This is a genomic window from Mesorhizobium sp. M0048, assembly GCF_040323405.1.
Lineage (GTDB): Bacteria > Pseudomonadota > Alphaproteobacteria > Rhizobiales > Rhizobiaceae > Mesorhizobium.
This window is the reverse complement of the sequence record NZ_JAMYUV010000009.1, coordinates 1-23381: the sequence shown is the minus strand read 5'-3', so window position 1 is coordinate 23381 and position 23381 is coordinate 1. Positions and strand designations below refer to the sequence as shown.

The 23381-nt window shown below is 61.9% G+C and carries 26 protein-coding genes and 1 pseudogene; 11 read left to right on the top strand and 16 right to left on the bottom strand.

The features are described 5' to 3' along the window. Positions 1-84: 84 nt before the first annotated feature. Positions 85-540, bottom strand: coding sequence for a DUF2214 family protein (locus tag NKJ84_RS11795; protein WP_352506591.1), 456 nt, complete (start codon positions 538-540; stop codon positions 85-87). A 225-nt stretch (positions 541-765) separates the two neighbouring features. Between NKJ84_RS11795 and NKJ84_RS11790 the strand changes: the two genes are divergently transcribed. The 6 genes from NKJ84_RS11790 to NKJ84_RS11765 all read left to right on the top strand — a co-directional run bounded on the left by NKJ84_RS11790 (position 766) and on the right by NKJ84_RS11765 (position 6753). Further along, entirely contained in the window at positions 766-1305 is a 540-nt protein-coding gene (locus NKJ84_RS11790) for a GNAT family N-acetyltransferase (RefSeq protein WP_352506590.1), read from the top strand. Between the two features lie 205 nt (positions 1306-1510). Next, a complete protein-coding gene (locus NKJ84_RS11785; protein ID WP_352506589.1) occupies positions 1511-2488 on the top strand; it encodes a Bug family tripartite tricarboxylate transporter substrate binding protein in 978 nt (325 codons plus the stop codon). A 158-nt stretch (positions 2489-2646) separates the two neighbouring features. Beyond that, a complete protein-coding gene (locus NKJ84_RS11780; protein WP_352506588.1) occupies positions 2647-3180 on the top strand; it encodes a tripartite tricarboxylate transporter TctB family protein in 534 nt (177 codons plus the stop codon). A gap of 4 nt (positions 3181-3184) precedes the next feature. Next, on the top strand, positions 3185-4708 hold the full coding sequence (locus tag NKJ84_RS11775; protein WP_254816834.1) for a tripartite tricarboxylate transporter permease: 1524 nt from the start codon (positions 3185-3187) through the stop codon (positions 4706-4708). Between the two features lie 15 nt (positions 4709-4723). After that, entirely contained in the window at positions 4724-5908 is a 1185-nt protein-coding gene (locus NKJ84_RS11770; RefSeq protein ID WP_352506587.1) for a CaiB/BaiF CoA transferase family protein, read from the top strand. Further along, complete coding sequence (locus NKJ84_RS11765; RefSeq protein WP_352506586.1) at positions 5905-6753, top strand: citryl-CoA lyase; 849 nt, start codon at positions 5905-5907, stop codon at positions 6751-6753. Before NKJ84_RS11770 ends, NKJ84_RS11765 begins: the two co-directional genes overlap by 4 nt. Positions 6754-6827: 74 nt before the next feature. Here NKJ84_RS11765 and NKJ84_RS11760 read toward each other — a convergent pair whose 3' ends face one another. From NKJ84_RS11760 to NKJ84_RS11700, 13 genes and pseudogenes are all read right to left on the bottom strand, one after another. Beyond that, the gene (locus NKJ84_RS11760; protein ID WP_352506585.1) at positions 6828-7337 is read right to left on the bottom strand and encodes an NUDIX hydrolase; all 510 of its coding nucleotides are present in this window, start codon (positions 7335-7337) and stop codon (positions 6828-6830) included. 128 nt (positions 7338-7465) lie between these two features. Then, positions 7466-7771, bottom strand: a complete 306-nt coding sequence (locus NKJ84_RS11755) for a hypothetical protein (protein WP_352506584.1) — start codon at positions 7769-7771, stop codon at positions 7466-7468. 121 nt (positions 7772-7892) lie between these two features. Then, positions 7893-8585 (bottom strand): response regulator transcription factor, encoded by a 693-nt coding sequence (locus tag NKJ84_RS11750; protein WP_352506583.1) that lies wholly within the window; start codon positions 8583-8585, stop codon positions 7893-7895. Beyond that, positions 8582-11323 carry a DUF4118 domain-containing protein gene (locus tag NKJ84_RS11745; RefSeq protein WP_352506582.1) on the bottom strand — a complete coding sequence of 914 codons (2742 nt, stop codon included), beginning with the start codon at positions 11321-11323 and terminating at the stop codon, positions 8582-8584. The genes NKJ84_RS11750 and NKJ84_RS11745 overlap by 4 nt, the downstream gene beginning before the upstream one ends. Before the next feature lie 54 nt (positions 11324-11377). After that, positions 11378-11947, bottom strand: coding sequence for a potassium-transporting ATPase subunit KdpC (gene kdpC / locus NKJ84_RS11740; protein WP_352506581.1), 570 nt, complete (start codon positions 11945-11947; stop codon positions 11378-11380). A 12-nt stretch (positions 11948-11959) separates the two neighbouring features. Continuing rightward, positions 11960-14047 (bottom strand): potassium-transporting ATPase subunit KdpB, encoded by a 2088-nt coding sequence (kdpB, locus tag NKJ84_RS11735; protein WP_352506580.1) that lies wholly within the window; start codon positions 14045-14047, stop codon positions 11960-11962. Positions 14048-14260: 213 nt separating this feature from the next. After that, positions 14261-15964, bottom strand: coding sequence for a potassium-transporting ATPase subunit KdpA (kdpA, locus tag NKJ84_RS11730; protein WP_352506579.1), 1704 nt, complete (start codon positions 15962-15964; stop codon positions 14261-14263). 24 nt (positions 15965-15988) lie between these two features. Then, positions 15989-16078: a K(+)-transporting ATPase subunit F gene (locus NKJ84_RS11725; protein ID WP_023675300.1), complete on the bottom strand. Its 90-nt coding sequence runs from the start codon at positions 16076-16078 to the stop codon at positions 15989-15991. Between the two features lie 331 nt (positions 16079-16409). Continuing rightward, entirely contained in the window at positions 16410-17891 is a 1482-nt protein-coding gene (locus NKJ84_RS11720; protein ID WP_352506578.1) for a hypothetical protein, read from the bottom strand. 113 nt (positions 17892-18004) lie between these two features. Then, positions 18005-18187 carry a hypothetical protein gene (locus NKJ84_RS11715; protein WP_352506577.1) on the bottom strand — a complete coding sequence of 61 codons (183 nt, stop codon included), beginning with the start codon at positions 18185-18187 and terminating at the stop codon, positions 18005-18007. Continuing rightward, positions 18187-18375, bottom strand: coding sequence for a DUF3606 domain-containing protein (locus NKJ84_RS11710; protein ID WP_292657372.1), 189 nt, complete (start codon positions 18373-18375; stop codon positions 18187-18189). Before NKJ84_RS11710 ends, NKJ84_RS11715 begins: the two co-directional genes overlap by 1 nt. Positions 18376-18605: 230 nt before the next feature. Continuing rightward, positions 18606-18836, bottom strand: a complete 231-nt coding sequence (locus tag NKJ84_RS11705) for a hypothetical protein (protein WP_254816847.1) — start codon at positions 18834-18836, stop codon at positions 18606-18608. Positions 18837-19246: 410 nt separating this feature from the next. Beyond that, positions 19247-19393: pseudogene (locus NKJ84_RS11700) on the bottom strand (DUF3597 family protein); the annotation flags it as partial. Positions 19394-19602: 209 nt separating this feature from the next. On the opposite strand from NKJ84_RS11700, the gene NKJ84_RS11695 reads away from it, so the two are divergent. From NKJ84_RS11695 to NKJ84_RS11680, 4 genes are all read left to right on the top strand, one after another. Beyond that, positions 19603-19824 (top strand): cupin domain-containing protein, encoded by a 222-nt coding sequence (locus NKJ84_RS11695; protein ID WP_352506576.1) that lies wholly within the window; start codon positions 19603-19605, stop codon positions 19822-19824. A 64-nt stretch (positions 19825-19888) separates the two neighbouring features. Further along, positions 19889-20497 (top strand): YdeI/OmpD-associated family protein, encoded by a 609-nt coding sequence (locus NKJ84_RS11690; RefSeq protein ID WP_352506575.1) that lies wholly within the window; start codon positions 19889-19891, stop codon positions 20495-20497. A gap of 471 nt (positions 20498-20968) precedes the next feature. Next, a complete protein-coding gene (locus NKJ84_RS11685) occupies positions 20969-21223 on the top strand; it encodes a hypothetical protein (RefSeq protein WP_352506574.1) in 255 nt (84 codons plus the stop codon). 268 nt (positions 21224-21491) lie between these two features. Beyond that, positions 21492-21899, top strand: coding sequence for a hypothetical protein (locus tag NKJ84_RS11680; protein WP_352506573.1), 408 nt, complete (start codon positions 21492-21494; stop codon positions 21897-21899). A gap of 348 nt (positions 21900-22247) precedes the next feature. On the opposite strand, the gene NKJ84_RS11675 is transcribed toward NKJ84_RS11680, so the two are convergent. Together NKJ84_RS11675 and NKJ84_RS11670 are read right to left on the bottom strand one after the other, a co-directional pair. Continuing rightward, entirely contained in the window at positions 22248-22439 is a 192-nt protein-coding gene (locus NKJ84_RS11675; protein WP_254816854.1) for a hypothetical protein, read from the bottom strand. A 3-nt stretch (positions 22440-22442) separates the two neighbouring features. Next, a complete protein-coding gene (locus tag NKJ84_RS11670; RefSeq protein WP_254816855.1) occupies positions 22443-22652 on the bottom strand; it encodes a hypothetical protein in 210 nt (69 codons plus the stop codon). A 365-nt stretch (positions 22653-23017) separates the two neighbouring features. Here NKJ84_RS11670 and NKJ84_RS11665 point away from each other — a divergent pair. Then, a partial coding sequence (locus NKJ84_RS11665; RefSeq protein WP_352506691.1) for a pentapeptide repeat-containing protein occupies positions 23018-23381 on the top strand: 364 nt, incomplete at its 3' end.

Sequence of the window (23381 nt, the reverse complement as noted above, 5' to 3'; positions counted from 1 at the left end):
TCGCGCTCAAACGGCAAACCGCACGTTTCTCTGCGCAAATGAGTGGCAAGGTTGGGCCGTGCGATGCCCTTCCTCCAACCTATTCTAGTAGCCGTAGCCGCGCGCCATCGCCGCCGCGAACACCGGGATCAATAGGAAGATCGATGCCTCGGTGCGGACATAGGTGCGAACGGACGCCAGCTCCGCCGCAGGAACCTGGTAGCCGGGACTGATGCTCGCCTGCGTGTTCCAGGATAGGAAACGGATGGTCGGGATAATCGACAACAGGCCGACAATGGCGAAAGCGGCAATCTTTGCCCAGAACATCCAATTGTAGACGTAGAATTCCCAGCCTTTCAGACCATAGACGACGCGGCCGATGCCAACGACGATGATCAGCATGGCAATAATGCCGTAGTGGCGGTCGATGCCGACGAGCCGCTTCAGCGTCGCGGCGGACAAGTCGCTGCGGATCAGGACGAATTCGGCGCCGATGATGCCTGCCAACGAAAACACCAGCAGATGATGGAAGATGGCAAGCACAAGGTCGGTGGTGTCCATGCTGGATTCCCTCTGTCGGACGGCAGCGCCGAAACCCAACGCGCCTGAACCAATACCGGAGAAAAACTAACACCGCCTGGCAGGATTCACATCAGCCTGGAAGATGATCTACACAGCCTTGGCTCTTGTTTTTCACAACGGATTGGATTTCCCGTCTCGTGCGTGTCGCTGTCCCCCTTTTGGAAGACCTGCGTTAGGCACCGGCAACACAAACGAGACATGACCATGGCCAGTCCGCATACAATTGTCGCCCCAGTGCTTGAGACCTCGCGCACGGTCCTGCGGCCGCACCGGCTTGACGATTTCGACGCCTATGTCGCTATGTGGGCCGATCCCGTCGTCACCCGCTTTATCGGCGGGAAGCCGCGCACGCGGGAGGAAAGCTGGATGCGCTTCTTACGCCACGCCGGCCTGTGGTCGCTTCTGGGCTACGGCTTCTGGGCGATCGAGGATAAGGCGACCGGCTGCTTCATCGGCGAGGCCGGCTTTCACGATCTGAAACGCGACATGACGCCGTCGATCGAGGGCATTCCGGAGACCGGCTGGGCTCTGGTTTCGGGCGCGCATGGCCACGGGTTGGCCAGCGAAGTCGTCGCACGGGTGCTTGCCTGGGGCGACGAAACGTTCGGCGCCGCGACGACCGTCTGCATCATCGATCCGGAGAACACCGGATCGCTAAACGTCGCGGCAAAATGTGGTTATGGCGAAGTGCTTCGAACCGTCTACCAAGGCAAGCCGACCATCCTGCTGGAGCGGCAGCCCTGACGGACACCGTCTGGCCTCTGCCTGCCACGTCGTCCGGCGTCAAGTTCGCCTGCCTGAAGATCGCACAGTCCGATTGTGCCGCATGCGGCGTGTTCTGTCTTTGACAGGAGGACGCAAACTCTGCATGAATTTTATCGAGCGGGTCTGAAATCAGGCCACGTTTCTGGCAGGCACCGGAGGAGGTGTCGCGATTTGGAGGAATCCCATGCTGAACAGACGCCGATTCTTGATGAGCACCGCGGCAGCAGGTGCTGCCGGACTCACGGCATCGCATTTTGTCCCCGCCTTTGCGCAGGACGCGCCGCAGCTGCAGATTTTCGTGCCGGCGGCGCCGGGCGGCGGCTGGGACCAGACGGCGCGCGCCATGGACCAGGTGCTGCGCAGCGAAAAACTGATTTCCGGGTCGCAGATCACCAATGTCGGCGGCGCCGGCGGTACTGTCGGCCTGCCGCAATTCGTCAACCAATGGAAGGGCAAGGGCAATGCGCTGATGGTGGCCGGCATGGTCATGGTAGGCGCCATCATCGCCAACAAGGCGGCCAACAACCTTACCGAGGTCACGCCGATCGCCCGCCTCACCGGTGAGTTCGAGGCGCTTGTGGTGCCGGCCGCCTCGCCGTTCAAGACGGCCGCGGACTTTGTCGCGGCTCTCAAGGCTGACCCGACGCAGGTTCCGGTTGCTGGCGGTTCGGCCGGCGGCTCGGACCATATATTGTTCGGCCTCATCGCCAAGACCGTTGGTGTTCCGGCCACCAATCTTTCCTATGTGCCGTTCGCCGGCGGCGGCGAGGCGCTTTCGGCGCTGCTCGGCAACCAGGTCGCGGCCGGCATCTCCGGCTACGGCGAGTTCGCCGAACAGGTCAAGGCGGGTGCGCTGCGGCTGCTGGCCATCTCCGCGGACAAACGCCAGGAGGGGATCGATGCGCCGACGATGAAGGAAGCAGGCATCGATGTCGAGCTGTTCAACTGGCGTGGCGTCTTCGCACCGCCCGGCGTCTCGGACGCCGACAAGGCAGCAATGATCAAGCTGATCGAGACCATGGCCAAGAGCGACGCCTGGGCCACCGAATGCAAGAACCGCAACTGGACGCAGATCCTGCTCACCGGTGACGATTATGCGAAATTCGTCGCAGAAGACACGGCCCGCATCGGGACGATACTCAAGGACCTCGGTCTGGCGTGATGCTCTCGGCAAGGGGTGGCAGCCTGCGCCAACCCTTGCCGACTTTCGCCAGCCGCATGGACATACGCGGCGCCGGAGGTGAAACTACGCCGAGATCGGCCGGGTGAGACCGGTCCAAGGAGAACCGGGCCCAAGGGACCGACATTGGGAGGACGATGATGAGCACCAGCGACCAGCCGGCGCCGCCGCGCCTTGCAGTGCCCGAACTGCTGATCGGCGTCGGGCTCCTCGCCTGTGCGGGTGCGGTTGCCTGGCAGACGCTGGCAATCCCGGTGTCGCCGCTCTATTCCAAGGTCGGTCCGACCGTCTTTCCCTACATCACCATGACCGGCATGGTGATCCTGTCGCTGCTGCTCATCATTGCCGCCTTGCGGGGCGGCTGGCAGCCGGAGGACGAAAAGGCGACGCCGACCGACTGGAAGGCGATGGGCATCGTCGCCCTCGGACTGATCGCCAACCTCGTGCTGATCCAGCCGCTCGGCTTTACCGCGGCATCTGTCATCATGTTCGTTCTCATCTGCCACGGTTTCGGCAGCCGGCGCCCGCTGCGTGACGTGCTGCTCGGGCTGATCCTGGCGCTTGCCGCCTATTTCGGCTTTGCCAGGGCGCTCGGCGTCAATATCGGCGCCGGCTTCATCGAAAACCAGCTGAACGCGATCGTCGATTCGCTTGTCACCATGCTGAGGGGCTGACGCCATGGAAACGCTCGGCCATCTCGCGCACGGATTTTCGGTCGCCTTCTCGCCGATCAATCTCATATGGTGCCTGGTCGGCACCACGCTTGGGACTGCGATCGGCGTGCTGCCCGGCCTCGGACCGGCACTGACCATAGCGCTGCTGTTGCCGATCACCTATCAGGTGGCGCCGGAGGCATCCTTCATCCTGTTTGCCGGTATCTATTACGGCGCCATGTATGGCGGCTCGACGACATCGATCCTGCTCAACACGCCTGGCGAAAGCGCCACCATCGTCACCGCGCTCGAGGGCAACAGGATGGCCCGCTCCGGCCGTGGCGGTGCGGCCCTGGCGACCTCGGCGATTGGTTCCTTCGTCGCCGGCACGCTGGGCACGATCGGCGTTGCCTTTCTGGCGCCGATCGTCGTCAAATTTGCGCTGGCCTTCGGCCCGGCCGAATATTTCTCGCTGATGGTGCTGGCCTTCATCACGGTTTCGGCGGTGCTCGGCTCGTCGTCGGTACGCGGCCTGACCAGCCTGTTCGCCGGCTTCGTCGTCGGCATGATAGGCGTCGACCTGCAGACGGGGCAGCCGCGCTTCACCTTCGGCATGAGCGAATTGCTGGATGGCGTCGACGTCATCGTCGTCGCCGTTGGCCTGTTCGCCGTTGGCGAGACGCTTTACATGGCCTCGCGCCGCTATGCCGGCAAGGACGACATCGTGCCGTTGAAAGGGTCGCTCTACATGACCGCGGCCGAATGGTCGCGCTCGTGGAGGCCATGGCTGCGCGGCTCCCTGATCGGCTTCCCGATCGGCGCCATGCCGGCCGGCGGTGCCGAAATCCCGACCTTCCTCTCCTATGCCATCGAGAAGAAACTCTCCAGACACAAGGACGAGTTCGGCACCGTCGGTGCCATCGAGGGCGTTGCCGGACCGGAAGCAGCCAACAATGCATCCGCGGCCGGCGTGCTGGTGCCGATGCTGACGCTCGGCCTGCCGACCTCGGCGACGGCCGCAATCATGCTGTCGGCATTCCAGAGCTACGGTATCAATCCGGGGCCGCTGCTGCTGACGACGCAGGCCGACCTAGTGTGGGGGCTGATCGCCAGCCTGTTCATCGCCAACGTCATCCTCGTCGTCCTTAACCTGCCGCTAATCGGGCTTTGGGTGCGATTGCTGAAGATCCCGGCGCCGCAGCTGTATGCCGGCATCCTGGTGTTCGCAACAGTCGGCACCTACGGCATCTCGCAATCGCCGATCGACCTCGTCATCCTCTATCTGCTCGGTGCCGCCGGTTTCCTGATGCGGCGTTTCGATTTTCCGACCGCGCCGGTTATCATCGGCATGATTCTCGGGCCGCTTGCCGAAACGCAGTTCCGCCGCGCGATGACCATCTCGAACGGCGATTGGACGGTGTTCTACAAGCATCCGCTGTCGCTGACGTTGCTGACGCTGGCCTTCATCGGGCTGGTTGGACCGCATATCTGGGCCTACATCGAGCACAGACGCATGCGGGGACCGGAGCACGTGCCGGGCGATGCCTGAGCTGTTCGTGACGTCATGACAGACCTGCTTTCCGGCATCCGCATCCTTGACCTGACCAATGTGTTGGCCGGCCCCTATTGCGCCTACCAGCTGGCATTGCTCGGGGCCGACGTCATCAAGGTTGAGACGCCGCAAGGCGGCGATCTGGCGCGCCAGCTCGGCGCCTCTCCGGAGCTCAACCGGGCGGGCATGGGCGCTTCGTTCCTGGCGCAGAATGCCGGCAAACGCTCGGTGGCGCTCGATCTCAAGCAGGAGGCCGACCGCGAACGCTTCCTCGATCTGGTCGCTTCGGCCGACGCGCTGGTCGAGAATTTCCGCCCCGGCGTAATGGACCGGCTGGGGCTTGGCCATGCCAGGCTGAAAGAGGTCCGGCCAAGCCTTGTCTATTGTGCGATATCGGGCTTCGGCCAGACCGGGCCGATGCGCGACAATCCAGCCTACGACCAGATCATCCAGGGTCTTTCCGGGATTATGAGCATCACCGGTACACCGGAAACGGCGCCGCTGCGTGTTGGCTATCCGGTCGCCGATACGCTTGGCGGGCTGGTCGGGGCGTTCGCCATTACCGCCGCGCTGGTCAAGCAGAAGACGACAGGCGAGGGCGCGTTCCTCGACGTCTCGATGCTCGAATGCACGCTTTCTGCGCTCGGCTGGCCGGTGTCGAACTATCTGACGGCGGACGTCGAGCCGCAGCCGATGGGCAATGAAAATATGACGGCCGCACCGTCTGGCGCGTTTCGCACCGGCGACGGCTTGCTCAACATCGCAGCCAACAAGCAGGAGCAGTTCGTCACACTGTGCCGGTTGATCGGTCGGCCGGAGTTGGCGTCGGATGTCCGCTTTGCCGAGCGAGAAACGCGCAAGCAGAACCGCATTGCATTGAAAGCGCTGATCGAGGATGCCTTGACGAGCGGCTCGGCCGCCGCCTGGGAGGAGACGTTCAATCGCGCCGGCGTGCCGGCAGGCCGGGTGCTGACAATCCCGCAGATACTGCAGGAGCGACAGGTGATCGAGCGCGGCATGACGGCGCGGTTCCCGGCTGTGTCCGGGATGGACCAGCCGCTGACCGTGGTGCGCTGCGGCTTCATGGTCGATGGCGAGGCACCTTTGCCGAGCAGGCCGCCGCCGGCGCTCGGCGAGCATATGGGCGAGGTTTTTGCCGGCCTGCCGCCGCGTGCCAGGAAAAGAGCGAAGGCATGAGCGGAACGCAAAACAAGACTGGTCGCGCACGCGGCGAGGAATGGTGGCAGACCGGCATCATCGAGATGCGCCCCGGCGTCATCCGCCTGCGCGGCTATGAAATCCAGGATCTGATCGGCCGCGTCAGCTTTCCGGCAATGATCTGGCTGATGCTGCGCGGCGAACTGCCAAGCGAGGAGCAGGCGGCGCTGCTTGGCATCGCGCTGGGTGCTGCCGTCGACCATGGGCCGCAGGCGCCGTCGATCGCCATCGCCCGCATGGCGATCACCTGCGGCGTCGGCATCAACAGCGCCATGGCATCAGCCGTCAACGTGCTTGGCGATGTGCATGGCGGCGCCGGCGAACAGGCGCTTTCCTTCTACGGAGACATCGCTGCCGAACTGGACGCCGGCATGCCGCTTGCGGACGCCGTGTCGGCGCGGCTCGATCGTTTCCTTGCCGGGGAAAACGGCTATGTGCCCGGGCTCGGCCATCGTTTCCATCCGGTCGACCCGCGGGCGCCCCGCCTCATCGAGTTAACCCGCGACTTTGCCGCGCGCGGCATCGTCAGCGGGCGCTTCGCCGACATCGCCGAGGCGATCGAGGCCGAGGTGGCGCGGCGCAAGGGCAAAAAAATCCCGCTCAATATCGACGGCGCCACGGCCGTCATCTACGGCGAGCTCGGCTTCCCGCCGCCGCTGACGCGCGGCCTTTTCGTGCTGTCACGCTCGGTCGGCATCCTCGCACATGCGTGGGAACAGTCGCAGGAAAGCGACCGCAACAAGGGGCCGCTGCCGCGCGAATGGCTGTGGGCCTATACCGGCATGCCGGTGCGATCTTTGCCCGAGGGCGACGGCGGCAAGTGAGATTTCGGTTCAAGTGACGGCGGCAGGCGCTGTGGCCAATTCCATCCCGATCCAGTCGTGATAGCCTCGATCCTTTACTGAGCGTGATCTTTTCCGAAAGCCGGATTCTTTTTTTTGGAACTATACTCCAGCTCGGGAATCCTGACGTTCCTCACCAGCGTCGAGAGATCCGGCTCGTCGATGAGCACCGCCGCGTCGGCCGGCGCCAGCCACGCACGCTGACGCGTCTTGGATTCTTCCCAGTCGGCAAGTTCCTCGGTTACCTCCAGCAAATAGACGACGACGTCGACACGGACGAAGCGGTTCGCCAGCCGCTTCCAGTAGCAATAGGTGCCGGCCGGCTGTTTCAGTGTCTTGCCGAGAACGCCGGCTTCTTCCTGTGCTTCGATGGTGGCCGCCTTGCGGCCGCTCTTGCCCTTCATCGGCCAGCCCTTCGGTACGATGAAGCGCCTCGTCGTTCGCGATGTGACCAGCATCACCTCGACGTCGCCATGCTCGTTCAGCCGAAACGGAATCGCCGCGACCTGGCGAATCCGGTCGCCCTTCCTTGCCTTGCGTACGACCTTCTTCTTGCTGGCTGCCATTCGATAATCCAGTCGAGGCGGTGCCCAAACGGCAAGGGCAGCGTTGCAAAGTCGGCCGCTTTCAATGGGCCGCAAGCGGAGCGGTTTCACAATATATAAGTCGGCTAAATAAATGAAAGGGCCGGTCGTCAGCGGCAGGTGCTGACAAAGCCGCTCCCCGACGGCAGCAACTGGCAAGTTGGCCTCATCTGCGGCACCTCCTGCCGCTCCGGTGTTGGGATTTGGCGATCCTGGGCACGGTACTGCTGTTGCTGCTGCTGGTATTGCTGCCGCCGCAGCCTGTTCTCCAACATCTGCAACTGGTCCTGCTGGATCAACACGTTGCGGTCGGCGGGACTGACGACCTGTGCCGATGCAGCAGGATTTACGCCCGACAGCATCGCCGAAGTCAGCATTGCCGACCCTAAAAACGTCAATAGACGAAGCCGTGACATCCATTCATTCCCGCACAAAACCGATCTTTCCTTAATATAGGGCTTTTGTCCGGCGACACCATGGCCGCCGCTGACTTGAAGCGGATTGGAAGAGGCATTTCGGCTTCGGATGCTCGTCGCGTCAATCGACTTCGCGCAGCCGGTATCCGACGCCGGTCTCGGTGGTGATATAGCGGGGCTGGTCGGGCGTTTTTTCGATCTTTTGCCTGATCTGCCGGACGTAGACTCTGAGATATTGAACGTCGGTGGAATCGCCCCAGACCTGCTTCAGCAGGAATTGGTGGGTGAGAACCTTGCCGGCATGTTGTACGAGGATGCGGAGGATGTCGTATTCCTTCGGCGAGAGCTTTATCTCCTTGTCCTCGACCTTGACGATGCGCTTCACCAGATCGACGGAGAGGTCGCCGGTCTGGAACACCGGTCTCTCACCCTGCTGCTGGAACTTGTGGCGAAGCGCGACGCGGATGCGTGCGACAAGCTCGTTCATACCGAATGGCTTGGTTACATAATCGTCGGCGCCGAGTTCGAGGGCCGAGACGATGCCGGCCTCATCAGTGCGGCTGGAAAGAATAACCACGGGAATGTCCAGGCCATCATCCCGCCATTTGCGGAGCAGCTCATGCCCGCTCATGTCGGGCAGGCCGAGATCGAGCAGCACAAGGTCTGGCTTTTCCGTCTCGATGAGTTCAATCGCCGCCCTGGCGTTCGGCGCCTCGCTGATCGCATAGCCTTGGCTGCCAAGCCCGACGCGAAGCAGTTTCCGGATCGGCGGTTCGTCGTCGACCACCAATATCCTGACGTCCAGGCTCGTCATGGCAGATCGTCCATATTTTGATGGCCCGCCTCGGGTTCGCCGAGATTGGGCAGTTCCGCCGGCACCAGCTGCATCTTGATCGTGAAAACCGCCCCCGAGCGGTCGGACCTGTTTGCCGCCGAGAGCGTCCCGCCCATCGCTTCGATGAAGCCGCGGCAAATCGACAGGCCGAGCCCGGTGCCGGCACGCACCTGGTCACCCTTGCGCACACGGTAGAAAGTGTCGAAAACGCGCTCCAGGTCCGCTGGCGGAATGCCTGGTCCCTCGTCCATGATCTGCAGGATGATGAAGCCGTTATCGGCCCAGGCCTGCAGGCGGATCGTCGAACCTGGCGGCGCGTATTTTGCAGCATTATCAAGGAGGTTGAACAGCACCTGTTCGAACAGAACGGGGTCGACCCGCAACATCGGCAGATCCGATGGGATGTCGATCTCGGTCTTATGCTCGCGGACGATTTTGCGGGCCCGATGCAGAGCTGAGCCGACAATGTCGCCGAGATAGTGAAAGGCGTAGTTCGGCTCCATCGTGCCGGATTCGATCTTGGTCATATCGAGCAGATTGGCAATAAAGCGGTTAAGCCTCTCCGCCTCATCGAGCACGGTCGACAGCAGTTCCGTCCGGTCCTGCTCGGGAAGCGCGGCCTCGAAGTCCCTGAGTGTTCCGGCCGCGCCCATGATGGCGGCAAGCGGCGTTTTCAAATCGTGGGAAATGGAGGTGAGCAAGGCCGAGCGCAGACGGTCTGCCTCGGCCGCAAGCTTGGCCCGGTCAACGTCGGCGACGAGCTGGATGCGCTCGATGGCGACCGCCGCCTGGTCGGCGAGCGCATCGAGCAGACGCTGCTGCTCGGGTGTCAGCAGCGGACCTTGCTTATCGTTGTCGAGGCCGACAACGCCCACCGCCGTGCGTCCGGTTCGCAAGGGCAGATAGAGGCGTTTTGCTCCGGGCAGCGTGTCGGCGCCGCGCCCCGCGGCGCGGTTATGCTCCCAGGCCCAGCGGGCTGCTGCAATGTCGGCCTCGGCCAGCGTGTCGTCGGGTGGGTAGCCGGCTTTGACCGCAATTGTACCGTCCTCCGGCAGAAGCAGCACCACGCGCAGCTTCAGCATCGAGGCGATCTGGAAGGCAGTCGCCCAGAGAACGTCGTCGAGCGTGCCAGCACCGGCGAGCTTCTTTGAGAAGAGATAAATATCTTCAGTGGCGCGTGCCCGCGAGCGCGCAGCGACCGCCTGACGCTGCACGCGCGCTGTTAGATTGCTGGCAATGACCGCAACAACTAGGAAGACAGCCAGCGCAACGATGCTCTCCGGATCCTCGATCGTCAGCGTGTAGCGTGGTTCCAGGAAGAAATAGTTGAAGGCAATGGCGCTGATGAGGCAGGCATACAAAGCCGGCCAGAGACCGCCGGTCACAGCCGACGTCAGGACCCCAATGAGAAAGATGACCGCCAGGTTGCGGACGTCGAGAAACTGGTCGAGAAGGACGGCGAAGGCGAGCGAGCCAACAACATAGGCCGTGGCCCTGAGATAGGGCCAGATCTCGAACTGCCACTGCTCGTCCGCCGCCTTGACGGTCCTCGACGTCGCCTCGGCGTTGCGTTCGTTTCCCGAAATGACATGGACGCTGATGTCGCCGGCATTGCGGATGAGATCGTAAGTGAGCGAGCCTTCGATCAATTCCCGCCAGCGCGATCGGGTCGGCCTGCCGATCACGATATGGGTGAAGTTGTTCGCCGTCGCATGCCGAACGATGTCTTGCGCGACGTTCTGACCCGGAATGGTCGTCACCTCGGCACCGAGCTGCTCGGCAAGGCGCAGCTGCGTCGCCAGCCGATCCTTGTCCTCCTCGGGCATGGCAGCTGAACGAGGGGTATCGACATGAAGCGCCGTCCAAGGGGCGCGGAGCCGGTCGGCCAACCTCCGCGCATAACGTACACGGGCCGCCCCGCCCGGACGCGCATCGACGCAGACGAGAACCCTTTCCCCCGCCGCCCAGGGCCCGGGTATCGCGTGGGCCTGCATATGGGTCAGCAACTGCTCGTCGACCCGCTGGGCAGTGCGGCGGAGCGCCAATTCCCGGAGCGCCGTCAGATTGCCCGGCGAGAAATAGTTCTCGATGGCGCGCTGGGCGGTGCTGGGGATGTAGACCTTGCCTTCCTCAAGCCGCTTGATCAGATCGTCGGGGGTGAGGTCGATGATCTCGATGTCGTCGGCCTGGTCGATTATGGAGTCGGGGACAGTTTCCCGCACCCTGACGCGGGTGATCTGCGCCACGACATCGTTCAGGCTCTCGACGTGCTGGATATTCAGGGTCGTATAGACATCGATGCCGTGCGTCAGGATTTCCTGGACGTCGAGGTAGCGCTTGGGGTGACGGCTGCCGGCGACGTTGGTGTGGGCGAGTTCGTCGACCAGAACCAGCGCCGGGTGCCGGGCGAGGATGGCGTCGAGATCCATCTCCTCAAGGATCCGCCCCTTGTAATCGATCTCAAGGCGAGGAATGACCTCGTAGCCTTCGACCAGCGTCTGGGTTTCTTTGCGGCCGTGCGTCTCGACGATGCCGATTACTACGTCGACCCCGTCGGCCAGCCTGGCGCGGCCCGACATCAGCATCTCGTAGGTCTTGCCGACACCGGGGGCGGCGCCGAGAAATATCCTCAGGCGACCGCGCTCCTCTCGCTCGGCATGCTCGAGCAGCGCGTCGGGAGAGGGCCTGGTTTCGGCGGTGCGGCTGTCGTCTGGCATAAGGGTCAATCATGAACGGCGCCGGCTTCGGTGTCGATCCCGGCGCCGGTTCCTTTACCGTTTCATCGCATCGTCCAGCGCAAGGTTGAGGGCCAGCACATTGACTACCGGCTCGCCGATGAATCCCAATTCGCGATCCTCGACATGGCTGTCGACAAGCGATTTGATCCTGGATTCATCGACGCCCCTGGCCTTGGCCACCCTGGCGACCTGAAAATAGGCCGCGTCGGGGCTGATATGCGGATCGAGGCCGCTGCCGGACGTGGTGACCAGATCTATCGGTACCGGCTGGTTCGGGTTTTCCGTCCTCAGCCTTTCGGCGTCAACCTTGATGCGGTCGATCAGCTTGGGATTGGTCGGGCCGAGATTCGAGCCGCCCGAGGCGGCGGCATTGTAGCCGTCGCCGGCAGCCGAGAGACGGCCATGGAAGTAGCGGTCGCTTTCGAAAGCCTGGCCGATCAGCTCGGAACCGACGAGCTTGCCGTCCTTCTCGATCAGGCTGCCATTGGCCTGGCGCGAAAACAGCGCCTGGGCAATGCCGGTCATGCCGATCGGATAGACCAAACCCGTCAGAATGGTGAAGAAGACGATCATGACGATTGCGGGCCTGATTTGATTGAGCATCGACGTGGTTCCTTAGGCGAGACCGAGAGCGGTGATGGCCATGTCGATCACCTTGATGCCGACGAAGGGGACGACGACGCCGCCGAGGCCATAGACAATGAGATTGCGGCTGAGCAGCGCACTGGCGCCGACCGCGCGGTATTTGACACCCCTCAGCGACAGCGGGATCAGCGCGATGATGATCAGCGCGTTGAAGATGATGGCCGAGAGGATAGCGCTCTGCGGCGTCGCCAGATGCATGACGTTGAGCGCTTGCAGCGGCCCGGCAGTTTGGCCCGGGGCGATGTAGAAGACGGCGAATATTGCCGGGATGATGGCAAAATACTTGGCTACGTCGTTGGCGATGGAGAAGGTGGTCAGCGAGCCACGCGTCATCAGCAGCGCCTTGCCGATTTCGACGATCTCGATCAGCTTGGTCGGATCGCTGTCGAGATCGACCATGTTGCCGGCCTCGCGCGCCGCGACCGTGCCGGTGTTCATGGCAACGCCGACATCGGCCTGCGCGAGGGCCGGCGCATCGTTAGTGCCATCGCCGCACATCGCGACAAGTTTGCCTTTGGCCTGCTCGTCGCGGATCAGCTTCAACTTGTCCTCGGGCGTCGCTTGGGCAAGGAAGTCGTCGACGCCGGCTTCCGCCGCGATCGCCGCCGCGGTCATCGGATTATCGCCGGTGATCATCACCGTGCGGATGCCCATGCGGCGCAATTCGGCAAAGCGTTCTGCGATGCCGCCCTTGACGACGTCCTTCAGATGGACGACGCCGAGGAGGCGCCCGTCGCGCTCGACCGCGAGTGGAGTGCCACCCGATTTGGCAATCTCGTCGGCGATCGCCTGAAGGTCGCGGACGGTGTCGTTGCGCGTACGGCCTGTGGCAACCGTCGAGAGGTTGACGTGGGCAAGTACCGCATCGACTGCGCCCTTGCGGACCGAGGAGCCTTCCAGATCGACGCCGCTCATGCGGGTTTGCGCGGTGAAGGGCACGAAAGTCGCGTGCAGGCTTGCCATGTCGCGGGCGCGGATGGCGTATTTTTCCTTCTCCAGGACGACGATCGAGCGGCCTTCCGGCGTTTCGTCGGCAAGCGAGGCAAGCTGGGCCGCGTCGGCCAGTTCCTGTTCGGTGACGCCCTTGACCGGACGGAATGCCGTCGCCTGGCGGTTGCCCAGCGTGATGGTTCCGGTCTTGTCGAGCAGCAGCGTGTCGACATCGCCGGCCGCCTCGACGGCGCGGCCCGACATGGCCAGCACGTTGAAGCGCACCAGGCGGTCCATGCCGGCAATGCCGATCGCCGACAGCAGGGCGCCAATTGTGGTCGGGATCAGGGTAACGAACAGGGCGACCAGCACCGTCACCGAGATATAACCGCCCGAATACGAGGCGAAGCTCGGGATCGTCGCCGTGGCCAGCACGAAGATCAGCGTCATGCCGACGAGCAGGATATTGAGCGCGATCTCGTTGGGTGTCTTCTGGCGCTCGGCGCCCTCGACCAACGAGATCATGCGGTCGAGGAACGTATGGCCGGCAGCCGCGGTGATGCGCACGCGGATCCAGTCGGACAAGACCTGGGTGCCGCCGGTCACCGCCGAACGGTCGCCGCCGGATTCGCGGATGACCGGTGCGGATTCGCCGGTGATGGCCGCCTCGTTGACCGACGCCACGCCTTCGACCACCTCGCCGTCCGAGGGGATGATGTCGCCGGCTTCGACAAGCACGATGTCGCCGACCTTCAGGCTGGTGCCGGGCACCAGTTTGAACTTGCTGCGGTCGCCATCGTTCAACAGCTTGGCCTGCGTCTCGGTTCGCGCCCGGCGCAGCGAGTCTGCCTGCGCCTTGCCGCGACCTTCGGCCACCGCTTCGGCGAAATTGGCGAAGAGCACGGTGAACCACAGCCAAATGATGATCTGCAGCGTGAAGCCAAGATCGCCGCCGCTGGTAGCGAGATCCTTGACGAACAGCACGGTGGTGAGCGCCGAGACGACGGCGACGACAAACATCACCGGGTTTCGCATCAAGGTGCGCGGGTTCAGTTTTCTGAAGGAACCGCCGATAGCGGGCCACAGAATGCGGGTATCCATGATGCTCACGGATTTCGACGGGCTCATTTGGTAGCTCCAGTGTCGATTTTGTTGACCGGTCGATCGTGTGCCGAACGAAGGTGCGGCGGCCCGTAAGCCAGCAGCCAGATCATGATCAAGGCTGCCGCAATAGCGAGGAATGTGGACAGCGTCGGGAAAGGAGGGGGCGTTTTCTCCCCCTCCGGCTCGGGGCGATGCCGGACCTTCCGAGGTATGATCTTGAACCAGGGCATGGCCGTTTCAGAATGTCTGACCGTGAATCATCGCCAGGTGCTCGACGATCGGTCCGACCGCCAGGGCCGGGAAGAAGGTCAGGCCGCCGACGATCAGGATGACACCGGCCAGCAGGCCGACGAACAGCGGACCGTCCGTCGGGAAGGTGCCGGCGGAGGCAGGGACGGTCTTCTTCGCAACTAGCGAGCCAGCAATCGCCAACGCCGGAATAATGACCAGGAACCGGCCCATCAGCATGCCGATGCCGAGCGTTACGTTGTACCAGGGCGTGTTGCCGCTGAGGCCGCCAAAGGCGGAGCCATTGTTCGCCGCGGCCGAGGTGTAGGCATAGAGAACCTCGGAGAAGCCGTGCGGGCCGGCATTGGCGATGGAAGCAACGCCGGTCGGCAGCACCACCGCGATAGCGGTGAAGATCAGCATTGCAAGCGGCAGGCAGAGCACGGCCAGCATAGCCATCTTGACCTCCTTGGCCTCGATCTTCTTGCCGAGATATTCGGGCGTGCGTCCGACCATCAGCCCGGCGACGAAAACGGCAATGACGATGAACATCAGGATACCGTAGAAGCCCGCGCCGACGCCGCCGACAATGACCTCGCCGAGCTGCATATTGATGATGGGGATCATGCCGCCGAGTGCGGTGAAGCTGTCATGCATGGCGTTGACCGCGCCGCAGGACGCGGCGGTGGTGATGACGGCAAACAGCGCCGACAGAGCGATGCCGAAACGGCTCTCCTTGCCCTCCATGTTGCCGCCGTCGACGCCCAGCGCATGGACCAGCGGATTGCCTGCGGCTTCCGCCCAGTAGCAGACGGCAACGCCGGCGATGAACAGCACGCCCATAGCCGACAGAATTGCCCAGCCCTGGCGCTGGTTGCCTACCATGCGGCCGAAGACATTGGTCAACGCCGCGCCGAGGGCGAAGATCGTCACCATCTGGATCAGGTTGGAAATTGCATCGGGATTTTCGAAGGGATGCGCTGCATTGGCGTTGAAGAAGCCGCCGCCATTGGTGCCAAGCATTTTGATAGCGATCTGCGAAGCGACAGGCCCGACTGCGATGGTCTGCTGCGCACCTTCGAGCGTCGTCGCGTTGACGTAGGCAGCGAGCGTCTGCGGCATGCCGAGATAGACATAGACCAGAGTCAGGACGATGCAGAACGGCAAAAGCAGATAGAGCGTGCAGCGGGTCATATCGACCCAGAAATTGCCGATCGATTTGCCTGAGGCCCTGGCAAAGCCGCGGATCAATGCGACCGCAATGGCGATGCCGGTCGCCGCCGACAGAAAATTCTGCACGGTCAAGCCGGCCATCTGCACGAGATAGGACATCGTGCTTTCGCCGCCGTAGTTCTGCCAGTTGGTGTTGGTCATGAAGCTGGCGGCGGTGTTGAAGGCCAGCCCAGGTTCGACGGCGGTCATGCCGGCCGGATTGTAGGGCAGGCCGCCTTGCAGCCGTTGCAGCACATAGAGCACCAGGAAGCCGGCCAGGTTAAAGAACAGCAGGGCCGCCGCATAGGAGGTCCAGTGCTGCTCCTCGCGCTCGCTGGTCCCTGATATGCGGTAGAGTCCGCGCTCGAGCGGGGCCAGAATTGACGACAGGAATATGCGCTCGCCGCTGAAAACGCGATACATGTAGCCGCCGAGCGGCTTGGCCAGCAGAGCGACGATCCCGCAATAGACGAGGATCTGCAGCCATCCGTTGATCGTCATGGGTTGGCTCCTTGCCAGCGGAGATCAGAAGCGTTCCGGGCGAACGAGGGCGTATGTCAGGTAGGCGAGAAGAAACAAGGTCACGGCGCCGCCGAGGATATAGTCGAAAAGCATGTTGCGATCCCCTAAACTTACAGCTTGTCGCAGGCTTTGATGTAGCCAAAGCATAGAGCAAAGAACGTGATTCCAATCGCGACAACAACTATGTCCACCGCGCATTTTCCTTATGTTGTATTTATTGTTTACTTTACCAAACTACCAAAATCGGTCGCCGCATCATATCAGCGGCCGGAAACATCGCTTCGGCGAATATGGATCAAAGTGCCATAAAGGGTCGAGACGGGACGCGGAGCAAAGAAATCAAAATCCCATAAGGATTTCGCCGCCTCGGCGCTGGCCACAGCTCAGGAGGGATGTGCACACCGGCGCGCGAAGCTGCCGGGGCTCAGTCCGCGCGGGTGTAGATCACCGCGTAATCGTCCGCATAGGCCCGCTTCCAGCCCAGTTCGTCGAAGAACGGAATGCGGCTGTCGTCGGCAGTCAACAATGCCCAGCCTATCGTATATTTCTCGAGTTGGGCTTTCAGGATCGGCTTGCCCCGGCTGTGCCCAGTCTGCTCATCCGTTTCCGTAAAGCCATTCAGGAAGAGCTGATCCGCGCGGCCGTCGATAAACGTCCTGATGCCATGGAAGATCAGCGTACCGCCGAAATCGTAGGAGTTCAGCAGATTGCCCGACAGATTATGGGATTGGGCGAAGGCCAGTGCGTCCCTGGCCGAGGTCTTCTGGCTCGGCGCGACCGGATAGGTCGTGAAGGCGGCAGCCGCCAAAACCAGCAAAACGGCAAGTCCAGCGCAAATCCTGGAAAATTGCCGTGCGAAAAATTGTTCAAGTCCGTCGCGCTTTTCCGCCGCCCATTTCTCGGTTGAAAGCGCTGGATATTGTTGCGCGACCTCCACGGCAAGGACCACCGGGACAAGAAGAAAGAACAAGTACATGAACCGTATGTGGGTGAGATAGGCGTGCAGCGTGAAGACAAGGAACAGCGCCTTGGCCCAGCCAATGCGCAATCTCGACACGAGCAGCCCGAAAAACGCCACCAGCAGGGCCACCTCCTGGAGGGTGTGCCGCGAGGCGTCGAAGGGTTGCCACTCCGCAATGTAAGGCACCGCCTCATTGCCATAGGCCACCGTGAACGTGGCGAGTATGGCCTTGACGCCATAGGGATTGAACAGGCTGACCAGCGGGCAAAGCAGCCCGAAAGCGATCCACTTGGCCAGCAGCCGGGGGTTCGACAAGCGCGTGCGCATGACGAGATCGAGGCCGGCGAAGGCGGCGATGACGAAACCGAAGGTGAAGGTGGCATGGAGATTGGTCCACAGGCAAAGCAGCGTCAGCAGCCACAAAGGCGGCGCTTTCTCGTTGCGTGCGGCCTGGAAAAGACCGGCGGTCCAGATGACGATGATGGGCAAGGTAAAGATGTGCGGCCGGGCGACATAGATTGGCCCGATCAAAAGCGCGAGAACCAGCGTCAGTCCTATCGCCAGCGTCGGCTTCAACCACGCGCTGAGATACCACGACGTCAAGAAGATCGTGAGCGCGATTACTGCAGTCGCCAGCAGCACCACGCCGTTCCAGCCGCCGGCTTCAAAGGCAATTGCAAGGAGAAGCTGACTAAGCCATTCCTTAGCGATCCATGGCTGGCCGGCAAAAGTGTAGGAGTAGACGTCGACGGTGGGGAATGTGCGGCTTGCCAGCATATCCATGCCGACCTTGATGTGCCACCAGCTATCAGGATCCTGCAGGAGGGACGTGGCAAAGGCGAGGAGCGCCGCCGCTATCACGACCGCCGCCAGCAGGCAAAATACCAACCTCACATGCCGTATATCGCCTATCGACGGCTTCGCCTCACCAGATATCCCGCGCATATGGCATCCCTGAGCCGCGATAGCGGAAGGGATAGGCCGAATTTGTTAGAAAACCGATAAGCTGCAGGATTGCAGCCACACCCCTGTACCGCCCGTCCGACCGACTCGGCGGCTCAGCCCTCGGCCTTGAAGTTCTTGGCTTCCTTCTCGACCTTCTGGCTGTCCTTGCCGTGCTTGCGCATCAGATCCTTCGCCTGCTTCGGCGAAACGTCGGTGGTTTCGGCCAGGCGCAGCGCTTCCTTTTCATCCGCATCGCGCGTCTTGCGGTCGGCCATTGCGGTTTTCTTGTCAGCCATTACGACGCTCTTATGCTTTCGGCGATTTCGTTCAGCACCTTGCGGTCGGTGCCGTGGCGCTTGATCAGCGTGCGTGCCTGATCCGGGGTGATGCCCGCTTCCTCGGCGAAGTGACGTACCTCGTAGTCTTCGCCGCCCGCCACTCGTGAGCGGTCGCGACTGTCGGTCTTGGTTTTGTCGTCGGCCATGGCAGCTCTCCTCATCTCGACGAGAGCATAACGGGCAAGATTTCAGCGAGTTCCTTCGAGCGTGTCGCTCAATTACCGCCTTCGGGCATGACCCGGCATGAGCAGCGGTTTTGTTCAAAGCAAGGGCTTGGTGCCAGGACGGCCTTCATGCACAAACAGGCTGGCCTCTTTGGCGCTGCCAACCGCCCGCCACTGCTCCTGGCGCAGCCTGATGTTCGTTCCAGATTATTTTATTGGGACCGATGGTCGAACACGACGCCCATGGTCCTACCAACGGCCGTCATGACGATAAGCTCGACCAGATCGTCGTCACTGTTGCCGCAGGCCGGGGCCGTCCTGCGAACGATGTCCAGCATCGCCCTCGTCGATATGGTGTCGCCGGCACCGAACCGTGAAAGCGCAGATGAAACAAGCTCTTGGGCCGTCAAGTCGGCGACAGTCACCCTCTGCACCACGTTCATTGGCTTCCTCCCACCATGAACTCTCTCCGGGGAGAATGATACGCCGAACGTCGCGTTTCGCCAGCAAAATGGTGGTCCTACCAGCGCGTGGGCAGCGACCGAAATCGGCGCTTTGCGTGAGGCAATCCGGGTGCGAGGCGGCAAGCGCTTTTTGTGGCATGCCACCTCGCCAAACACCGATCCTGACGGTCGGGACGGGTCTCAATTTTATTTACCTGGCGGTCTGACGCTTGGCATCGTGGTCTGCTCGGTTGCGGCCGAAGTTGGCGCAGCAAGAACCACGGTGCGGGCAGGACCAGGACGGTTCGTCGTTTCACGGAAACGCCGAGCCGGTCTGTCCTTTTTTGTTTGACGCAATTCCGGACGGAAAACCGTTCACACGTTTTCCTGGAATTGCTTGTCTTGTGACTCTAGGCGGCTAGGTCGCTCGGAAGCTTGCCGCCATTCTCGGCCAGCTTTTTCATCAGTGCGTCGTGCAGCCACAGATTCATCGTTACAGTGTCGTTCATATCGCCGGTGTAGTTCAGCTCGTGGGCCAGCTCCTTGCGCTGCCGGAGCCAGGGTTGCAGCCGGCCGGATCGGGTAGGCGCCGTCGACGCGCAATGGGCGAGGGAACGGTCAGCAGCCAGTTTTGCTGACGCGGACCAGAAAAATCATCTAGATTCGTGTTCGCAATTCGCTGAGAGGAACGAAGCCATGACAGCAGTCTCGCATCCGACAGGCTCGAACGTTCGCCGGTTTGGGCAGAGGACGATCCGTCGGTCAAATGGCCGGCGCTTTCGCGGTTTGCGGCGGGCAGGGCACTACCCAGTCCTCGGTCATTGTCTACGAGATCGAGCCCGGCAAGCGGCTCGGCTGGCAACACCCACGCCACCGAAGAGACGCTTTCTTTGCGGCGGCGATGTTCACGCAGACATTCGATAACATCATGCTGCCGCCGAAACGAGAATCACCAGGCCTGCGGATTGCGGACTCGGAGCTGAGATGAGCGCGCGCGCGGCCGGCAAGCGGTTTGGCGTCGTTACGCGCTCGCGTCATGGGCGGACCAGCTGATGGCGCCCGTGAAGGTCGACCCCGCCAATGTGCGCGAGTTCAGGGATGCCGAAAGCTTCCATGCCTGGCTTGGCGAGCATCACGACAGCGAGGACGAAGTCTGGATCAAGATCCATAAGCTCGATTCGGGGCTGCCGTCGATCACGCCGAAGCAAGCCATCGACGTGGCGTTGTGCTGGGGCTGGATCGACGCGGTGCGCAAGGCGTTCGACGGCAAAAGCTATCTGCAGCGCTACACCCCCCGCGGCAAGAAGAGCACCTGGAGCCAGATCAATGTCGACAATGTCGCCCGGCTGATCGAGGAGGGCCGGATGACCGAGCACGGGCTGAGGCAGGTCGATGCGGCCAAGGCCGACGGCCGCTGGGCGCGCGCCTACAAGAGCGGCAAGGAGATGAAGATCCCCGACGACCTCCAGGCGGCAATAGACGCCGAGCCCAGGGCGAAAGAGATGCTGGCAAAGCTCAGCGGGCAAAACCGCTTCGCGCTCGCCTTCCGCATCCACAACATGAAGACCGAAGCCGGGCGCAAGAAGAAGATCGCGGCGTTCGTGGCGATGCTGAAGCGCGGCGAGACCATCTATCCGCAACGAAATCGCGATTCTGGATAAACATTTGGCCGCGTTTGTGTGCTGCGTCTTGTGCTTGTCCCTTGCGGCGACTCCCAAAATGCGGCCGGCTCAGGCCCATCTCCGATCCTGGCGATGTCGCAGACGATTGTTTTCGACGAGCGTCGCCCGGCACTTCGACACCATCTCTCATTCGTTTAGTGGATGCAGGAAAAAGTCTCGTCCTCACAGTCGGCATAGTATATTAGCAGGCGCTGTTATGAGGTTTTTGCCCGTTCAGGAGCCGACTGGCACGTGGGCCGTGTTTGATGCGACCGTGGACGTGCCTGCGGATTTCGCTGGCAGTTGCCTTATCGGCTTGCCGCGGCAGCGGGCGGAGTGGCTCGCAGCAAGAGCCAATCGAGATGCTGCAAAAGGCACTTCGATTTGCCGGTTGCCAGTTGCCGGACCGGCACAAGCCGCGGTTCTTAGACTTAGACCGATCGGAGAGATTCGATGATGCACGAAAGGGCAATGGCGGCTGCGTTGGCAGCCAGGAACCAGGAAGCAGACATTCGTGGTGTCTTCGACATCACCAACAAAACCGATGCGCCAATGGGCTCTCGCCGATTGGGCGAGGCTATCCACTTTGTCGCCAATGCACCCATCGTTGGCTATGATGTTCACGCCGCCGTCATCAGATATGGCCCACTCGGAACCCCCGGCCTCAGAGCTACAGATTGCGCACAGCTGTGGGAGAAGTTCGGCGAGGCCTTGCTGGAACACTGACGGGCAGGCCTTTGGCGCGTATGGCACCACGATTGTGCAGGACTTCCTTAGGGAGAACGACATGGAAGCCTGGCGGGTGATATTGCAATTAAATTAGGGTGAGCGCATATTTTTTGCCGGCTGGACTCGCAACCGGCCAGGCCCGGCGGCCGGCTGCCGACGGGCCGTCAAGCCGGCGACAAATGGTGCCGCAGGCCCGACGGTCCCCTTGGCAAGATCGCCGGAACCAGGGCATGATGCGGCGGCAAAACGGGTTTGGGGGAATGATATGCCTAAGGTTTCGGAGCTTTTTTTCAAGACAGCCATCGTCTTTCTTATTCTGGGAATTGCAGCTGGCCTGCAGATGGCAATTTCAGGCGATCACGGCGCGTTTCCGGCTCACGCGCACATCAACCTGCTGGGATGGGTCACCAGTGCAATATTCGGCGGCTATTATGCGCTGAACCCGGCGAAGGCTGCCCGCAGGACGGCGATGATCCACTACGGCGTGTACAATCTCGGCCTGGTCGTGATGCTGCCGGCGCTTTACCTGATGCTGCAGGGAAATCCGGCGCTCGAGCCGATCGTCGCCACCGGCTCAATGATTGTCGCTGCCGCCGTGCTGATCTTTGCCTTCGTGGTTTTCTCCGGCGAAACAGAGCGCTCAGTCTCGGGAATACCAGCGGTCCCGCGGTAGACGGGGCGGCGATAGTGCCGAGCCTATCAATGCCCGTGCTTCTGGTGAAGCGCGGGCCGATTGGTTGTAGGCTGATCTGAGGCAAGAGTGCGGGGAGATGAAAGCCGCTCAGTAGCCTTCGCGCGCCCCTCTGCCTGCCATGCTGCTTATCGCGGCCTTCATTTTGGCGTTGTGCCTGCGTCCCCAGGAAGGTGAAAATATCGACACTTCTTGGATCTTCGCCGAAACGACTGCCTTGTGCTTTTGGGGCGCGACGCCCAGCGAGCGCAGGTGCGACGTTGATGCAGCCTTGTTGTTGGCGACGCAGCATGACGGGGTCATCGTCAAACGACGGTAGAGCGCGCGGACCTACTGTTGCGCGAGCCGGTCCCCGAGCGTGTTTGCTTCGGCCAATCTTGCCAGCGATTGTTCGACTTTCTGCGCCGAGGCGTCTGTGCGCTTGATGTGCCGTATCATTTGCTGCCTCAGCAGCGCGAGCCTTGCGACGCGATATTCGTCGCCGTATCTCGCAGTTTCAAGGTGGAGGGTCGCGAGCATCATGGGTCAATTCTTCCGATCGATCTTCGTCATGCGTTCCCGGGCCTCAATCACGCGTTTTTGCTCAGACCGTATGCGGTCGCACAACGCGAGATTGACGGCGACACAGCCATCGTTCAACAACAGTTCATTCGCACGCTTCAGCGAGCGCTCGGCCCGTTTAACGCGCAGCCTGGCATTGGCCAGTTCGAAGCTAAAAATATCAATCATCATCATACCGCTTCGTTTGCGGTCCCTTCGATTGTTAACCGGCGTCGATCCCATTTGTTCCGACTGCACGCGGCGCAGCGCCAGGAAGGAGCTTGTCTTTCGCCCGTGCTGGGCCGTTCGCGATGGCGGGGCATGCTAGGTGGGCGGGCTGGTGCAAGGCGAAGGTGTGAAGGCCTGGCCCGTAATCACGTTCTGTTCACTCTGGCTAATGTAAGCTGGCCGCCTAGAATTCGCCGCGAAGCTGTTTGACGCGGAGCTTCACGCCAGGCTTGACCCACTGCGCCGCGAGCACAGCCATGTGGTCACCGTGGCTCGAGTGTCAGCAGATGTGGTAAGGGTGAGTGTCGGCGAGTAGCAGAGGTCCAGCAACAATGACTTTGAGGCGAACCAGAGCTTACGGCACATCCGGCTTGGTTCTAGCGGTTTGCACTGTGTTTGCTTGGCAGAACGCCGCTGCCGCTCAAAATTGCGACGCCGCCGCGACGCCTGGCGTCAATTGGCAAGAGTGTGACAAGAAGCTTCTCATCCTAGACGGACAGGACCTGAGCGGGGCGAACCTGTTCGGTGTTGATTTCACTTCGACCGACCTCAGGAACACCAATCTCCGTGCGGCAAATCTTGAGAAGGCAACGCTTGTGCGTGCTTCCCTGGCCGACTCGACCGCCAAAGGCGCCCGGTTCGACAGAATCGAGGGCTACAGGACCGACTTCAGCCGTATGGACGCGCAGGGCGCTG

Coding starts and splice junctions, on each gene's coding strand:
- NKJ84_RS11795 (WP_352506591.1), bottom strand. CDS start 540: ATGGACACCACCGACCTTGTGCTTGCCATCTTCCATCATCTGCTGGTG.
- NKJ84_RS11790 (WP_352506590.1), top strand. CDS start 766: ATGGCCAGTCCGCATACAATTGTCGCCCCAGTGCTTGAGACCTCGCGC.
- NKJ84_RS11785 (WP_352506589.1), top strand. CDS start 1,511: ATGCTGAACAGACGCCGATTCTTGATGAGCACCGCGGCAGCAGGTGCT.
- NKJ84_RS11780 (WP_352506588.1), top strand. CDS start 2,647: ATGAGCACCAGCGACCAGCCGGCGCCGCCGCGCCTTGCAGTGCCCGAA.
- NKJ84_RS11775 (WP_254816834.1), top strand. CDS start 3,185: ATGGAAACGCTCGGCCATCTCGCGCACGGATTTTCGGTCGCCTTCTCG.
- NKJ84_RS11770 (WP_352506587.1), top strand. CDS start 4,724: ATGACAGACCTGCTTTCCGGCATCCGCATCCTTGACCTGACCAATGTG.
- NKJ84_RS11765 (WP_352506586.1), top strand. CDS start 5,905: ATGAGCGGAACGCAAAACAAGACTGGTCGCGCACGCGGCGAGGAATGG.
- NKJ84_RS11760 (WP_352506585.1), bottom strand. CDS start 7,337: ATGGCAGCCAGCAAGAAGAAGGTCGTACGCAAGGCAAGGAAGGGCGAC.
- NKJ84_RS11755 (WP_352506584.1), bottom strand. CDS start 7,771: ATGTCACGGCTTCGTCTATTGACGTTTTTAGGGTCGGCAATGCTGACT.
- NKJ84_RS11750 (WP_352506583.1), bottom strand. CDS start 8,585: ATGACGAGCCTGGACGTCAGGATATTGGTGGTCGACGACGAACCGCCG.
- NKJ84_RS11745 (WP_352506582.1), bottom strand. CDS start 11,323: ATGCCAGACGACAGCCGCACCGCCGAAACCAGGCCCTCTCCCGACGCG.
- kdpC (WP_352506581.1), bottom strand. CDS start 11,947: ATGCTCAATCAAATCAGGCCCGCAATCGTCATGATCGTCTTCTTCACC.
- kdpB (WP_352506580.1), bottom strand. CDS start 14,047: ATGAGCCCGTCGAAATCCGTGAGCATCATGGATACCCGCATTCTGTGG.
- kdpA (WP_352506579.1), bottom strand. CDS start 15,964: ATGACGATCAACGGATGGCTGCAGATCCTCGTCTATTGCGGGATCGTC.
- NKJ84_RS11725 (WP_023675300.1), bottom strand. CDS start 16,078: ATGCTTTTCGACTATATCCTCGGCGGCGCCGTGACCTTGTTTCTTCTC.
- NKJ84_RS11720 (WP_352506578.1), bottom strand. CDS start 17,891: ATGCGCGGGATATCTGGTGAGGCGAAGCCGTCGATAGGCGATATACGG.
- NKJ84_RS11715 (WP_352506577.1), bottom strand. CDS start 18,187: ATGGCTGACAAGAAAACCGCAATGGCCGACCGCAAGACGCGCGATGCG.
- NKJ84_RS11710 (WP_292657372.1), bottom strand. CDS start 18,375: ATGGCCGACGACAAAACCAAGACCGACAGTCGCGACCGCTCACGAGTG.
- NKJ84_RS11705 (WP_254816847.1), bottom strand. CDS start 18,836: ATGAACGTGGTGCAGAGGGTGACTGTCGCCGACTTGACGGCCCAAGAG.
- NKJ84_RS11695 (WP_352506576.1), top strand. CDS start 19,603: ATGGCCGGCGCTTTCGCGGTTTGCGGCGGGCAGGGCACTACCCAGTCC.
- NKJ84_RS11690 (WP_352506575.1), top strand. CDS start 19,889: ATGGCGCCCGTGAAGGTCGACCCCGCCAATGTGCGCGAGTTCAGGGAT.
- NKJ84_RS11685 (WP_352506574.1), top strand. CDS start 20,969: ATGGCGGCTGCGTTGGCAGCCAGGAACCAGGAAGCAGACATTCGTGGT.
- NKJ84_RS11680 (WP_352506573.1), top strand. CDS start 21,492: ATGCCTAAGGTTTCGGAGCTTTTTTTCAAGACAGCCATCGTCTTTCTT.
- NKJ84_RS11675 (WP_254816854.1), bottom strand. CDS start 22,439: ATGATGCTCGCGACCCTCCACCTTGAAACTGCGAGATACGGCGACGAA.
- NKJ84_RS11670 (WP_254816855.1), bottom strand. CDS start 22,652: ATGATGATGATTGATATTTTTAGCTTCGAACTGGCCAATGCCAGGCTG.